The organism is Stenotrophomonas sp. TWI1151, assembly GCF_039673135.1.
Taxonomy (GTDB): domain Bacteria; phylum Pseudomonadota; class Gammaproteobacteria; order Xanthomonadales; family Xanthomonadaceae; genus Stenotrophomonas.
This window is the reverse complement of record NZ_JBDJLA010000001.1, coordinates 731,616-745,702: the sequence shown is the minus strand read 5'-3', so window position 1 is coordinate 745,702 and position 14,087 is coordinate 731,616. Positions and strand designations below refer to the sequence as shown.

Genomic DNA, 14,087 nt, shown 5'->3' with positions numbered 1-14,087 from the left:
ACTCGACCCGGCGCGGTCAGAACCGCGCCGTGGCACCCACGAAGAAGGTGCGTGCACCGCCGTCGTAGTTGTTGCCTTCCTCGATGGTGGAGACATCGCCGAGGTTGAGCACGCCCGCGCGCACCGTCAGGTGCTCGTTGACGTCGTAGCCGGTGACCAGGTCCCAGGTGGTATACGCCTTGGCGAACGTGGCGCTGGTGGAGGACACCAGCTGTTCGCCGATGTGCTGCGCGCTCAGGTTGAGCGACCAGTCATCGGTGACCTGCCAGTCCAGCGAGGTATTGGCGGTCAGCTTGGGCACCACCAGCAGGCTGGCGCCGGTGGTGCGGTTCTTCGATTCCAGCATGCGCGTGGCGTTGGTGATCCAGTTCAGTCGCTCATGCAGGGGCACGGTGACGCTGGCTTCGACGCCGCGGGTACGGGCCTTCTGGATGTTCTGCGCGACCGTCCACCAGAAACCGTTGACGAAGCTGGTCGTCTGGCCGGGGATGTCACGCAGCGGGACCTGCTGGATCTTGTCATCGAAGTCGGTCAGGAAGTAGGTGGCCGAGGCCGACCAGCCGTTCTTGTCGTAGCCGACGCCCAGCTCGTAGTTGGTGCTGGTTTCCGGTTCCAGGTTCGGATTGCCGGCCATGTAGCAGCCGGTGGTCCCGTCGGCGCTGATCGAGCGGTTGGTCCAGCCTTCCACGGTCAACGCGGTGCAGCCGTTGCCACCGGACTGGGTCGCCGCGCCGGCGGTGCCCTGCTTCAGGGTGGGCGCGCGGAAGCCCTGCGAGACACCGCCGCGCACGGTCCAGTCATCGGACGGGTGCCAGACGCCGTAGACGCGCGGGCTCAGGTTGTCGTCGTAATTGTCGGTGTTGTCCCAGCGCAGGCCCACGGTGAGGATGAAGCGCTCGTGCAGCGTGATGTGGTCTTCGGCGAACAGCGCCCAGGAGTCGGCCTCACTGACCGGGCTGATCCGCCCGGTACCGGTCCAGGTGACCGGCACGGTGCCGATGGTGTCGCCGTTTTTCAGCTCTTCGCGCTTCCACTGGCCACCCACATTCAAGCTCTGCTCGACGCCCCAATGGAAGCTGCGGGTGAACGCGGTATCGAACACCGTCTCCTTGGAATGGTTGCCGACGGCGCTGCCCTTGTCTTCGTAATCGTTCTGTACCAGCGTCGTCTTGGACGTGGCGGCGTCGCCGTAGCGACCATCGTGCATGACCACGTAGCCGGTCTGCACCAGCTTGGACAGACCCCACGCACCGACCGCGCCCGCACCGCTGTTGCGCTGCTCGCCACGCGAGGCTTCAACGCCCACGGTGTGGTCATCGTTGACGCGCCAGTTGAGCAGGGCGTTGGCGTTCTCGGCCTTGTTGCCGGGCGTCTCCCGGCGGCCGGTATCCGATTCGCGGTTGGTGACATTGGCACCGACGCGCAGGCCCAGGTTCTCGGTCAGCGGACCACTGAACAGCGCGCCCATCTGGGTGGTATCGCCGCGGGTCGGGGAATCGGGCTTGCTGTAGTTGAACGTGACCGAGCCGCCCCATTCGCTGGCGATCTTGCGGGTGATGATGTTGATCACCCCGCCCATCGCATCCGAGCCGTACAACGAGGACATCGGCCCGCGGACCACCTCGATGCGCTCGATCATGTCCGGCGAGAGCCAGTTCAGGTCCTGCGGACCCAGGTCATCGCGGTAGTTCACGCCGGAGGAATTGCCCTGGCGGCGGCCGTCGATGAGGATCAGGGTGTACTGCTCGGGCAGGCCGCGCAGGCGGATCTTGGACTGCGCACCCGAAAGTGCATACCCGCCGGTCACGCCGGGCACGGTGCTCAGCAGCTGGCCGATGCTGCTGACCGGCTTGCGTTCGATCTCCTCGCGGGTGATCACGCTGATGCTGGCCGGGGCGTCCTTGATCCACTGCTGGGCGCCGGTGGCGGTGACCACCACGGTATCCATCTGGCGGGGTGAGGCGGCGGCATCCGCAGCGGCGTCGGCATGCGCCTGGGCGGTCAGTACCAGACCAATGGCGACGGCGAGGGTGGCGCCGGAACGACGGGAAGAAGGGGAGGGGTGCGACATCGCGAAAGTACTCCGTGGCTATGGGAGCCCGCTGGCGATGGCTGGGGACGTCCGTGTGGGGGTTTCAAGTAATCTTAACAATCGTATCACGAACCATTCGCATTTGAAATGTAGCGATACACAGCGATATCGACGGCTGCCGTTATCGCTGTGCGGGGTCGATCACGAGAAACCCTTCACAGCCGCGCGGCTCACTCCACAACACTCAACTGCCGGGTAAGGCTGGGCCGCAATGCCAGCTTGTGGGTGATGCTGGTGATGGTCCGGCGCGGGTCGGTCGGGTGCGTCCGGGAGGTGGTGCTGCTTCTTCCCTGGCGCCACAGCCCGAACATCACGATCTCCGCGCCCACCGGGTAGGCCTTCAGCCACGCCGCATCGGTGTGCCCGACGCTGACTTCGTAGAAATCCCGGCGGTCGGTCACGCCGGTCTGCTGATACTTCGGGGCACAGTTGAGGAAGGTAACGCCATGGGGGTCACCGGGCTGCGGCATGCGATGTGAGCGCACCGTCCCGAGCAGGGCCAGCGGCAGCTCGCTGGATGCCGAGCCAAGCCGTTCCCATGCTTCGTCATAGCGGTCCTGGCAGTAAAGGAAATTCGCCCAGTCGACCCGCTTCTTGCCCAGGCGCAGGGTCAGGTGCGCGGTCAGCAGCGTGTCGTCCTCGCACATCGCCTGCAGGATCAGCAGGTCGGTGAGGGTGCGCAGGTAACCGTCGAGTGGCGCGTCTCCCGGGAGAAGGGTCGGCCCGGCGCTGCCCCGCTTCAGGGCCTGCTGGAGGATCAACAAACGCAGCTCATGCCGGCCATCGCCCAGCGCAGGCAGGAACTCGGGATCGGTTCCGCTGGCGAGCAGGGTCTGCAGATGTGAGGGAGCGTTGTAACGGCACCCTGGCAGATGCTCAGCGCCCTTGTTCAACGCGATGTACGCAGGAACCGCGGCGGGAAGAGCACCGTCGGCACCGCTTCTGTCGTGCGCCGGGACGAATCGGACCGGCACGCTGCAGCCATCGCAGAGCAACGTGGGCAGGGTCTGCTGCGCGTCATGACGTTTCTGCAGGTCGGCCAACCGGTGCAGGGTGCCGTGCGTTCCCACGGCCTTGCGCATCTTGATTCCGCGACTCATCTGCAACCACTGCTTCGTTCAATGGCGACCATGATAGTCGTTTCGATCCATCGCCCTGCGTCGCGAACCGCAGCGCCTGCTCAGCCCGGGTAGGACGGGAAGCGCTGATCCGGGTGCGTCTTCTTCCATTCGGTGTGGGCCACGGTGCCCTCCCACGCAAGGAACGCAGCGGGGATGCGCCCGCGACCGGACCAGGTGGCACCGCTGTGCGGCAGCCAGAAGCGCGGCGGCAGTGCTTCGCGGGGAATCTTGGCCGGCTTGGCGCGCGGGGCGGGGCTGGCCGACCCCGCGCTGTCCACGACTGCCCGGATCCTGCGCTGCTGTTCCGGGCTGAAATCGGCATAGGAGGTCGTGAGCAGCACGAGTGCGCGCTCGAACGCCTCCTTCGTGGCGGCCCGCAGCAGCGCGCTTTCATCCATTCCCGATCGCGCGACCGCAGCTGCCAGGCTGGCCTTCATCGATGATGCGGAGGGGGCGGCGGAGGGCTTACGGGGCATGGGATTCCTGAGAAGGAGGGACGGACGGAGGGCACGATAGCAAATGCCAGCGTGAAGCCATCGGTTTGCGCAGGCCTACTCGTCGATCGTGTTGCCGGTCAGCAGCAGGCGGGCCTGCGACTGCCACCCGCCAATGAACAGATCGGGCTTGCCATCCCCATCCAGATCACCGCGCGCCATGCTCCAGCTGCGTCCGACCGCGGTGCCGGGAATCACCGAGGCAGTGACGTCGGTGAAGTTGCCCTTGCCATCGTTCTGCCAGGCGCGAACCTGCAGCGGCACGAAGCCGGGCACGTCGATGGCGCTGACCACCAGGTCCGGATGGCCATCCTCGTTGACATCCACCACCGTCCCGCCCCAGCTGGAGAAACGATGCGGGGGCAGACGTGCGGCGGTGTCATCCTTGAAACGGGCCTCGCCTTGATTGATCAGCAGGCGCGTCTGCGGATTCTTGTCCCAGGCCTGGTTGTTGCTGGTGAGGTTGAAGAAGACCAGGTCCAGACGCCCATCACCGTTCGCATCGAACGCATGGACTTCCCGCGTCTCGGTGGGAATCTGCGCTCCCAGGCGGTCGGTGGCATCGGTGAAGCGGCCGCGGCCATCGTTGATCAGCAGGCGGTTGATGGGATCCTGGCTGGCGATGGCCATGTCCAGATCGCCATCGCCATCCAGATCGGCCAGGGTAATGCCCTGTTCCTGCACGTTGATCGATGGCAGGTGGGTGGAGGTGGCATCGACGAAGTAGCCCGGGCGTGCGCGGTCATTGAGCCAGAGGAACGGTTGCGCCACACCGGCTTTGCCCTCCGTCGTGTTGCCCACCACGATGTCGGGCAGGCCATCGCCGTTGACATCACCGATGGCGACGCCGTTGGCCTGGCTCATCGCAGGAAGGCGCTCGCTGACCCGTACGAATCCACCCTGGCCGTCACCCAGGAACAGGTTGTGCTGCTCGGTGTCTTCAGCGATGAACAGCGCATCGATATGGCCGTCACCATCAACATCGGCCACGCGTACATGCTCGTTGTCGCCGGTGATCGTGCCGAACGCATCGGGCGCCTGTGTGAGCTTGCCGGTGCCATCGTTGAGGTAGAGCCGGTTGGCACCATTCTCCACCGCCACCGCGACATCCAGATCGCCATCGCCATCGGCATCCAGCAACGCCGCATCCAGTGCATGGAGCTCCGCGTCGGTGGGAACGTGAGTGGCGGTGACGTCGGTAAAAATGGTGCGCGACGGTTGCGACGGGGCAGCGCACGCCGTGACGGAGACGCCGAACAGGGAAGCGGCGAGGGCGAGGGCGAGGGAGGGGATCGTTGAGTGCATGCGGCTCGGGCTCCGAAGCGGTCGTTGAGTGCGTCCGTTGCGAGGGACACGCGTGCCACTGTAGGGGCGCTGGCGTCGGCTGGGTGCGAGGGCATGGCCCCACCAAGCTGTACTTTCGCCAAACTGAACAGGGGTCGGTTCATCCGCGGGTGCGCAATGTTCCGGCAATCTTCGGCCACCAGATTCGATTTCACACCGATACGTTTGGAGGATCCAACGATGCTCACCTCAACCGCTTTCAGCTTCCGTGGCCTGGCCATGGCATTGGCTCTGACCGCTGGCGTCATCGCCGCAGGCGATGCCTCCGCGCTGTCGCGCAAGGACAAGAACACACTGGTGGGTGCCGTGGTGGGTGGCGTCGCGGGGCACGTGCTGTCCAACGGCGACCCGATGATGACCGCAGGCGGTGCAGTGGCCGGCGGCGCGATCGGCAATGTGACCACCAAGGATCGCCGGGACAACCGCGACTATCGCCACGATCGCGATCGCCGCTATGACCGCGACCATCGTTACGAGCGCACCAGCCGCCACGACCGCCGTCACGACCAGCGTCGCTGGGACCATGACCGCCGTAACCACAACCGCGGCTGGCGCTGATCGGGGAAGAACGGACTCCTGCCCCGGCCACCGACGCGGATGCATGCCCCCGTTCCGTGTAAAAGCGCGCGCTTATGCCACCGGCGACAGGGTCTCTCCGGGGACCCGATTCCCCGCCGCCGCCAGCGGCACCGCAGTGATGCGGTGAGTGGCATGACGGTCATTCGCTGCGCGTTGCCTCAAAGCGATAGGGATTGCCCTGATCGGCAAAGCGCAGCAAATAGCGCGAACTGCGTGTCTTGCCATCGGACAACACAGGGTCCACCTGCACGCCGGTCCGACGGTGTTCGTGGTCAGCGCCGAGGTAGGTGTTGCTCGGATGGCTGAAGCCGTCATGGGGCGCTTCCCGTACGGCTGCACACGTGGCAAACAGCGGCGGCAGGGTGTGCAGGCGGCTACCCTGCAACAACCCGCAAAGCTGGGTGCTGCGGCGCCCGCGCTCACCTACGAAACACCCCTTTGAGCGATACCGACGAACCGTTTCGTCGGTCGGTTGAATCCAAGACCCATATCGGACATCGTTGCGGTCGCCGAGCTCATCGCTGGGACCGGCCAGACGCTGGCTTGTTAGCTGCACCCAGCCGCCCTAAGATCCAGCTTCCGTGCCCAAGGACTTCACTCGCTACGCGAGTCGGCTTGATTCCGGAGTTGAATGCGCTTGGAGCAAAAATGCATCGAAAATGTGCAGTTGCCATTCTTCTCGTCGCCGCCGGCTCCGCAGCGGCGGCGACGTCGCCCCTCAGTCCGTCAGATTTCTTTGGCACTTGGCGGTGCGGCCCAACTGTCATGCAGGGACCAGGCTTCACTGTCACGGTAACTGATGAAACCACCAAGCTTCCGGACGGCACCTTCACTGGTCACTCCCGTAGCGTGATATCAGCTCCAGGTAAGGCTCCTCTCACACTCCACGATCGCAGTAGCGGCACGTGGGAGCTTGTGGGTGACGTCGTGAGGTCTCGGATCAACCATGTCGAGTTTCTCTCGGCATCAGATCCATCAATCACAAAGGATGCCGGGCAGAGAGCGCAAGACGAGCAGCTAGCCAAGAAGTCCGTCTATGAATCTCGCATCCTTGAGTTCAATGGCACGCACTCGCGCTCCATTCCAGTCAACTCCATGTACAAAGATGCGGCTGTCGAGTCCACCTGTGAGCGGATCTAAGAATTCATTCAAGCCGACGCCGCTTCGCGGCTCGGCTTGACTGTCTGCTGGGAACGTTCGCTCCTGGCCGGAAGCGGAGCTTCGCCCAACGGGTAGGGCAGGGGAGAAACTATCCAGCATTGGGATTAGGGATGTTTATCGAGGGTAGGTAGGAAGACGCCGACCTTGCTATTGACACTTCGGATAGAAGCGCTGGCCTGCTTCGTGCGCACCACTCGCGATGTCGATTCCGGTCTCAGTTTTTGAGACTACTTCGGTCATAATTGGGAGGGCAGTTGGATGCCAAGCTGGCATCGACGCAATGGAACGTGTCAACTACAGGGGGCGTGACGATGGACAAGGAAGCCGCGCAGAACGCGCAGCAGCAAGGCGAAGGGCAGGACCCGCAGGAGAATGCGGACGCGCGCAACGGCGATGGCATGGATACGCCCGCGATGGACCATCAGCTGGAGCTGGCTCAGGTAGCGCTGGACTTCCACAAGCGCCAGGGCGAGAGCACCGCTGACAGCCAGGATCCGCAATGGGTGGCTGAGGGGCTCCAGCAGCATGTTGCCCAAGGTGCGGTGGGAGATCGTTACGACCGCGAGCAGGCCCACCGCGATGCGGTGGCGATCGCGGCCACGGTGGTGGGTTTCCGCGCGAACCAGGCGCAGGTGGCCGACTACCAGGCCACCGGTGGCGGCATCCGCAGCTGGTTTGCCGATGCGCTGGGCCGGGCATCCCAAGGCAACAGCGCCGACGGCACGAGCAAGTATTCGGTCCGCATTGATGCTGAGCTGGAAAAGGCAACGGCCCATGCCCGCGACACCATCAACTGCAGGAGCACGGGGTCGGTCAACCAGAGCGAGCACCTGCACGGGCACATTGCCGAACAGCACCACACCGATTCCTTCAACATCGATGCCGCGACACAGGATTCCGGCGTCCGCGCCGAGCGCCTGCAGTCACTCGAACCGAATTCTGTGGATATCCGTGTCAGCGACGGCAAGGAGACCGTGGACTATCAGTCCAAGTACGGTAAAACCTCCGATCACTCGGAACGCGGCTTCAAGAGGGGCGACTACGAAAACCAGGAGCGCCTCGTGCCGGCGGGGCAGGAAGGTCAGGTGGAGGGCGGCGCCAACCGCGTTCGCCACGATGGCGTGGAATCGGACCCACTCAGCCACGAAGAGGCCAAGCAGCGGCAGAAGGATGCACAGGAAGACGGCCGTTCCAAGGAATACAACTGGGACGACGTGGACCTGTTCACCATGGGCAAACAGGTGGCCAAGCAGGCGCTGCTGGCCGCCGCGTTGGCAGTGGCTGTGCAGGGCGTGCGCATTGGCGGCCGCCGTGCCTGGAATGCGTGGCAGGGAAACAAGAACCCGAGCCTGAAGGAAGACTGGGATGAGTTCTGCGATTCGGCCCTGCGCAGTGGCGTGCAATCCGGTGTGACCGTCGCTCTGGTCGGAGCCGTGGTGGCGGCGGCTCGGAAGGGTTTGTTCGGCACGGTGCTACAGTCGACCGATGCCACGCTCATCGCAATGGCGGTCTGCGTTGCGGTTGAGAATGCCCGCGTGCTGTACAAGCTCAGCAAGGAGGAATGCACCCTGGCCGAAGCAGCGGCCGAGCTGCTGGAAACCAACTTCATTGCCATTGCCACGTTGGCCGGCAGCTACGCGGGCGGTTCGCTTGGCTTTGCCATCGGTACGGTTTTCGGGGGTGTGTGCGCGCCGATCGGTGGCTTCATCGGCAGCTTCCTTGGCGGCACCCTCGCGTCGGCCGCTGCCAATGCCATCGTCAAGGTGACCCCGCGCCTGGTGGACTACTTGGTTGACCGCTCTAGCTCCATTGGCGCCAAGGTGCGCGATACGGCATCCGACGCCCTGTATACCTTAGCCGATTCGGTGCGTGCCGCAGCCCGCTGGGTGGGCGCATGACCGCCTCGATGCTGGATTCGCGCAAGCGGTTTCTGGATGACATGCAGCGCGCACTGCGCGGCGGCCACCCGGGCGTGGTGGTGACGACCCGTGAAAATGGGCGCTTGGACGTCCTGCTGGCCGAGCTGGCCGGCTCGCTGGGCCTGAAGCTGATCGAGTGGAATAGTGCCTTTGGCGAGGTGGACCCGCGCAGCAAGCTTCCGCGATTGGAGGTGGACGAAGCGCTGCCCGACCTGCGTGAAGCCATGCGAGAACTGATGGCGACCACGCTGACCGGCCGCCTGATCGTTGTGGCCGATGCGGGCATGTCGCTGGCCTCTCACCCGCGTGCCGTGCCGGCGCTGGGACAGATGCTGCAGCGGATGGCTAAGCAGGCCGCTGGGCGCTCGCTGGTGGTGCTTGTGACCCCGGATGGCGAACTGCCGCAGGCCGGCCAGCTGCCGGTGCTGCCGCAGGTGCGCCTGCACGCCCCGGGCGAGCAGGAAATTGCCCAGCTGGTGGCCGAGGAGTTCGGGCGGCATGACAAGGGCGCGGATGAAGCGTTGGCCGCGCCGCTGCGACAGGCGTGCATGGGGCTTGGTGAGAGTTCGGTGCGTGCGCTGCTTATGCAGGCTGCGCTGGACGAGCCGCGCGAAGCACGCAAGGTGCTGCGCGATGTGAACCGCGAGAAGGCGGCGCTCATCGCGGGCAGCAGCCCGCTGCAGGTGGTGTCGCCTATTGAAGAGAACGCCACCATCGGTGGCTTGGAGCAACTGCGTGGCTGGCTCAAGCAGCGCGGTGAGGTGTTCGCCGATCGCGCGGGCGCGGCCAAGCTTCGCGTGCGCCTGCCCAAGGGCGTGCTGATTGCGGGCATGCCCGGCTGTGGCAAATCGCTCACCGCCAAGCTGACGGCTAAGGAATTCAACCTGCCGCTACTGAAGCTGGATGTGGGACGCCTGATGGGCCGCTACGTGGGCGACAGCGAAGCCAATATGCGCAGCGCGTTGGCCACGGCCGAGGGCATGAGCCCTTGTATTCTGTGGATGGACGAACTTGAAAAGGCATTCTCGGGACTCGGCACTGGACAGGCATCGGAGGTATCCACCCGCCTGGTGGGCTATCTGTTGACTTGGATGCAGGAAAACACCCAGCCGGTGTTCGTGGTGGCCACGGCCAATGATGTGACTAAGCTGCCTCCGGAGCTACTGCGCAAGGGACGCTTCGACGAAGTGTTCTACGTGGACTTCCCCAACCACGGGGAGCGCCGCGCCATTCTGGATATTCATCTGGATGCGGACGAAGACGTAATCAGTGGGGTCGAGCGTGATGCGTTGTGCAAGCAGATGCGCGATTTCAGCGGTGCCGACATCGAGATGGCGGTGAGCGAGGCCCGGTTGCAGGCCTTCATCGCCAAAGAATCGCTGGCGGCCCATCACATCCAGCTGGCGGTGCACGAGACGGTGCCGCTAGGACAGACGCTTGCCGAGCAGATCCAGAAATCGCAGGAAAAGTTCTCGACGCTCAAGCTCCGGCCGGCCTCCGAGCCCGCTGCCGATGGTATGACCCTGGTACGCCTGCGGGAAATGGCGGTCGGGAATGAGAAGCAGCGCGCCCAGGCCGGCGGGCACGGCGATGCGCCCAATGACGTGCTGGAAAAGCTGGGCAAGGATGAAAGTGAGGCCGTGGCGCTGGCGGTGCTAAGACACCCGCACTGCCCGCAGAAGGTTCTGAGCTACTGGCTGGAGACGGACGCGTCGAACAAGCGGTTCAAGACTGCGTTGTTCGAGGCGGCGGCGCTACACATGGATGCACCTTCGGAATTGTTGGCAGATCTAGTGCGGTCGCGGGATAGACGGTTTGATGGGAAGCTTGCCGCCCAACTGCATACATTGCCCCATTGCGCGGGCAGTGTGCTGGAGGCCTTGATGGGTCTGCGTACCGACAACCAAGGGCGCCTGGCGATCCTGAAACACGCAAACTGTCCTTCGACAGTCTTGGGGAAATTTGCAAAATCGGTGGATGCCCAGCTACGCGCCGCTGCAGCATCACATGCATCGCTTCCTGATGTGACGCGTTCTACGTTGCTCAAGAGTGATGATGTCTTCGTGCTGGCTGCGCTGTCGGTCAATATCGCTTGCAGCCCTGAAGAGCGCGCACTCTGCCTCGACCTGGTCAAGGCTCATGGCATCGTGCGTGATGGCAAGTCTAGCCTTCTCTTTGATAAGGTGATGGACCAGCCGGCCCCCATGCACGAACGCGTGCAGGGCGTGCTGGCCACGTCCAGCGACGTGGCGGTACTCCGCGCGCTCGCGGCGCGGACGGATTTGACGGAGGAAGTGCAGCTTCAACTTGCTGGAAACGCGGAATTGATTGATGCCTTGGCAGTAAATCCAGCGCTGTATCCTAAGGCACAGGACAAGCTCCTTTCTGGCGAAGTAACCGAGTTCACTCTCGGTGGGGTGGTTACCGATCAGCTTTTGGCAAGCATGGCGTCTTCCGTGGTCGGCGTGGCATTGGGCTCGATCAAGCAGTTCCTGCGGACCAAGGATTCACAGAAGGTCGCACGTTTGCTTGCTTCAAACCCCGCGCTGGACACGCGGCTGATCGGCAAGGTCGCCGGCATCGGTGATGAAGAAACGCGCGTCCTGGTTGCAACGCGTGAATCGATTTCACTTGTGTGGGCACAGTGGCTAGTGGATACCGTGCCGACTCCTGGCGTCCTCATGGCATTGTCCAGAAACACTGCGGTCGCCGGCAGCTTCACCCAATCGTTTGCAGATGCTGCAATCGCTGTCTGCAACGGCGTGGACCGGCTGGAAATGATTGAAACTGGCGGCCTTTCCAAGGCGGTCATCCGTACCCTGTCCAGTTCCATCGGCGATGCGGAAGTGCAGGACGTGCTGGCTGATTTCACTCGCTGGGAGGGTCTGCTCAAGACGCAGCCGTCAGAAGACGAGGTGGAGGCAAAGAAGGGCAAGGCGCGCGCGCAGTTGCTGCGTGCATTACGCGACCGCGCCTACACGTTGGTGCAGGAGAATGCCGCGCTATCGAGCAAAGCCTGACTTGCAAGAGAAGCATTTCAAGGGCGTTGAAGTGCTGATCAGAAGGGGAACAGGGGGAATGCCATGCAAAAGGCACCCCCAGAACGCTTGCCTTGCTGCGAAGCGCACGTACGTGCGCGAACAGACGTGGCTCGATCCTGACGCTAACGCCTAAAACCGCAATGCGCGGCTGCTTGCCTTGCTGAAGGAGCCCGAAACCCGCGATGAGCTAGAGATCGGGCACATCTCCGATGCACGGTCCGACCATCTGTTCCCTAGAGGCAGTTGCACCCATTGGACAACGCATCGCGCGGCTCGCCATGGGCGAGTTTGCTTGGGAAGGGCCGCCGGAAGTGCGCTGGTACTGACTGACGTTGTTAAAGCTGGGGCACTTGCAGGCCCGCAATGACGCCGGCGAAGAAATCCAAACATTGCTGGGCCAACGGCGGATTGAGCTACTTCCCGACTAGGGATCGTTATCGGGGGGGGCGTCCGCCTCTGGCCGGAAGCGGACAGTCCAACCCTGCTTGCACTTCTTCATCTGCGCCGGCCGCGCGTCCAAGCAAACCAGTCTGACGGCATGTATCGGCCGGGCAGTTACCGAGACGGAGGCTTCGGGAACATGAGCTTGGGTGTCGCGGACAGCAGCCAGGCACCCATAGCAGCCCCGTATGCGAGTACCCCGCCCACTAGAAAGGTACCGAATAGGCTTCCGGTGAACAGTAGGTACAAGCTCCGAGGGCTGCTTCTGGCCGGTAGCGGACACACGCAAGTCTGTCCACCCGAGCTTGGTGTGTTCGTCGAGCCTGCCGCTGGATCAGGCGATGCGCTAGCCTGTTAGCGTGACTCAGCCGCCGTAAAATCAATCTGTATCGGAAGTTAAGACTCAAGCGTTGCGCGCAGGCGTCCTGAGCGACATGGCGAAGAGGCGAAATGCCCGGTCAAATGAATTATAGTTTGATCGCTTCGACAATCAGCTCGCGGACGTCTGCCGCGCCTAATTCTGCGGTATGCCGTTGGGTTGCGGTCTCTATGACGATCGAGAACATTCGCATCCCTCATGTGGTGATGCTCTCGAGCCGGCGCTTCATGCATCTTATCAACCGCTGTCCAGCAATTTCGGCTGCTGACCACTACTAATTTCACTCAAGTCGACTTTGCTTGGCGGGTCGATTATCTTCGGCGTTAGACCTCAATCACGGGTGATAGCGAAAGTGGCAGAAGCAGCCTCCATGTCTTACACGGTGTCGCGCGGCAACGAGCCCGGTGCAGTTCTCACCCCGCATTTGCACGAGGACGGCAAGTACGTAGCTAGCATGACCCGCTTCGAGCAAGATTATGTTCGTGTTGAGTCAGTCCGGGAGCTCGGCATCCTTGCTCAAAACGGCTTCAGTGTCCGGATGAGTAGTTCCTGCAGCGCGAATCATCGGGCACCCAGTCTTATCGCTCCCGGTTCGCTGCAGATTTCGTTTCTAGATCCGGTCGTGGATCCCTAACCGTTCATTGAAGCCGCGCACGCTTCTCTGGTCGGCTTGATTCAGGCGTCGGACAGCTTCCGCTTCTGGTCGGATGCGGCATGGAAGAAGGACAGCGGGCACGTGGCATTGTGATCGGGGCGTATTGTATGGCGGGGGTGAACCGATACCCGAATGGTCACCATTTGCCCGCATCTCTGCCCAGCGTTACTCTTGCCTCATGTCTACTTCAATCTCCGCAGCGCTCGATGCCGAGCGCGGCCCCGCTGAGCATGATGTGCGCACCCAGATCATCCAGGCTGCCACCGCCCATTTCAGCCACTACGGCTACGACAAGACCACGGTGTCCGACCTGGCCAAAGCCATCGGCTTTTCCAAGGCCTACATCTACAAGTTTTTCGCCTCCAAGCAGGCGATCGGGGAGGTGATCTGCGCCAATTGCCTCGCCCAGATCGAAAGCGACGTACATGCCGCCTTGGAAGGGGTTGAAGCGGCGCCGGATCGGCTTCGGGTCCTCTTCACCGCCATCGTGGAGGCCAGTCTTCGCTTGTTCCTCCAGGATCGCCGGCTCTATGAAATTGCCGTGGCGGCCGCGACGGATCAATGGCCGTCGACCCGGGCCTACCAAGGCCGCATCCGGCAGCTTGTCGAGGAAATTTTGAAAGATGGCCGCGCCTCCGGGGCGTTTGAGAACCAGACGGCGCTCGATCAGACCAGTCGCGCGGTGTACCAGATCCTTGTCCCGTATCTGAATCCGGTGACGCTTCCACACGTGTCGGTCATGCACGAAGAATCGCCCAATGCCCTGCAGGAGCTGGTTCTCAGGAGCCTTTCACCTCAACGGATGTGACTATTGACGAAAACGGTCACTAGGAACAGAATGCGTCCGGATACCCCACTCCG

The 14,087-nt window shown here is 63.1% G+C and carries 10 protein-coding genes; 5 read left to right on the top strand and 5 right to left on the bottom strand.

The annotated features are described in order from the left end of the window. Positions 1–16: 16 nt before the first annotated feature. The 4 genes from ABE422_RS03215 to ABE422_RS03200 all read right to left on the bottom strand — a co-directional run bounded on the left by ABE422_RS03215 (position 17) and on the right by ABE422_RS03200 (position 5,012). Positions 17–2,071: a TonB-dependent receptor gene (locus ABE422_RS03215; RefSeq protein WP_313218639.1), complete on the bottom strand. Its 2,055-nt coding sequence runs from the start codon at positions 2,069–2,071 to the stop codon at positions 17–19. Positions 2,072–2,262: 191 nt separating this feature from the next. After that, entirely contained in the window at positions 2,263–3,192 is a 930-nt protein-coding gene (locus ABE422_RS03210) for a hypothetical protein (protein ID WP_346482453.1), read from the bottom strand. An 80-nt stretch (positions 3,193–3,272) separates the two neighbouring features. Then, on the bottom strand, positions 3,273–3,689 hold the full coding sequence (locus ABE422_RS03205) for an H-NS family nucleoid-associated regulatory protein (RefSeq protein WP_313212804.1): 417 nt from the start codon (positions 3,687–3,689) through the stop codon (positions 3,273–3,275). Between the two features lie 75 nt (positions 3,690–3,764). After that, a complete protein-coding gene (locus ABE422_RS03200; RefSeq protein ID WP_346482452.1) occupies positions 3,765–5,012 on the bottom strand; it encodes a VCBS repeat-containing protein in 1,248 nt (415 codons plus the stop codon). A gap of 219 nt (positions 5,013–5,231) precedes the next feature. On the opposite strand from ABE422_RS03200, the gene ABE422_RS03195 reads away from it, so the two are divergent. Further along, the gene (locus tag ABE422_RS03195) at positions 5,232–5,609 is read left to right on the top strand and encodes a hypothetical protein (RefSeq protein ID WP_259259764.1); all 378 of its coding nucleotides are present in this window, start codon (positions 5,232–5,234) and stop codon (positions 5,607–5,609) included. Between the two features lie 160 nt (positions 5,610–5,769). Here ABE422_RS03195 and ABE422_RS03190 read toward each other — a convergent pair whose 3' ends face one another. Continuing rightward, positions 5,770–6,018, bottom strand: coding sequence for a hypothetical protein (locus tag ABE422_RS03190; protein WP_346482451.1), 249 nt, complete (start codon positions 6,016–6,018; stop codon positions 5,770–5,772). Between the two features lie 1,027 nt (positions 6,019–7,045). Here ABE422_RS03190 and ABE422_RS03185 point away from each other — a divergent pair. The 4 genes from ABE422_RS03185 (at position 7,046) to ABE422_RS03170 (ending at position 14,034) form a co-directional block, all read left to right on the top strand. After that, positions 7,046–8,689, top strand: coding sequence for a hypothetical protein (locus ABE422_RS03185; protein WP_346482450.1), 1,644 nt, complete (start codon positions 7,046–7,048; stop codon positions 8,687–8,689). Continuing rightward, the gene (locus ABE422_RS03180; RefSeq protein ID WP_346482449.1) at positions 8,686–11,730 is read left to right on the top strand and encodes an AAA family ATPase; all 3,045 of its coding nucleotides are present in this window, start codon (positions 8,686–8,688) and stop codon (positions 11,728–11,730) included. The genes ABE422_RS03185 and ABE422_RS03180 overlap by 4 nt, the downstream gene beginning before the upstream one ends. 1,211 nt (positions 11,731–12,941) lie before the next feature. Further along, on the top strand, positions 12,942–13,205 hold the full coding sequence (locus ABE422_RS03175; RefSeq protein WP_346480851.1) for a hypothetical protein: 264 nt from the start codon (positions 12,942–12,944) through the stop codon (positions 13,203–13,205). 199 nt (positions 13,206–13,404) lie between these two features. After that, complete coding sequence (locus ABE422_RS03170) at positions 13,405–14,034, top strand: TetR/AcrR family transcriptional regulator (protein ID WP_346482448.1); 630 nt, start codon at positions 13,405–13,407, stop codon at positions 14,032–14,034. The last annotated feature ends 53 nt before the right edge of the window (positions 14,035–14,087 follow it).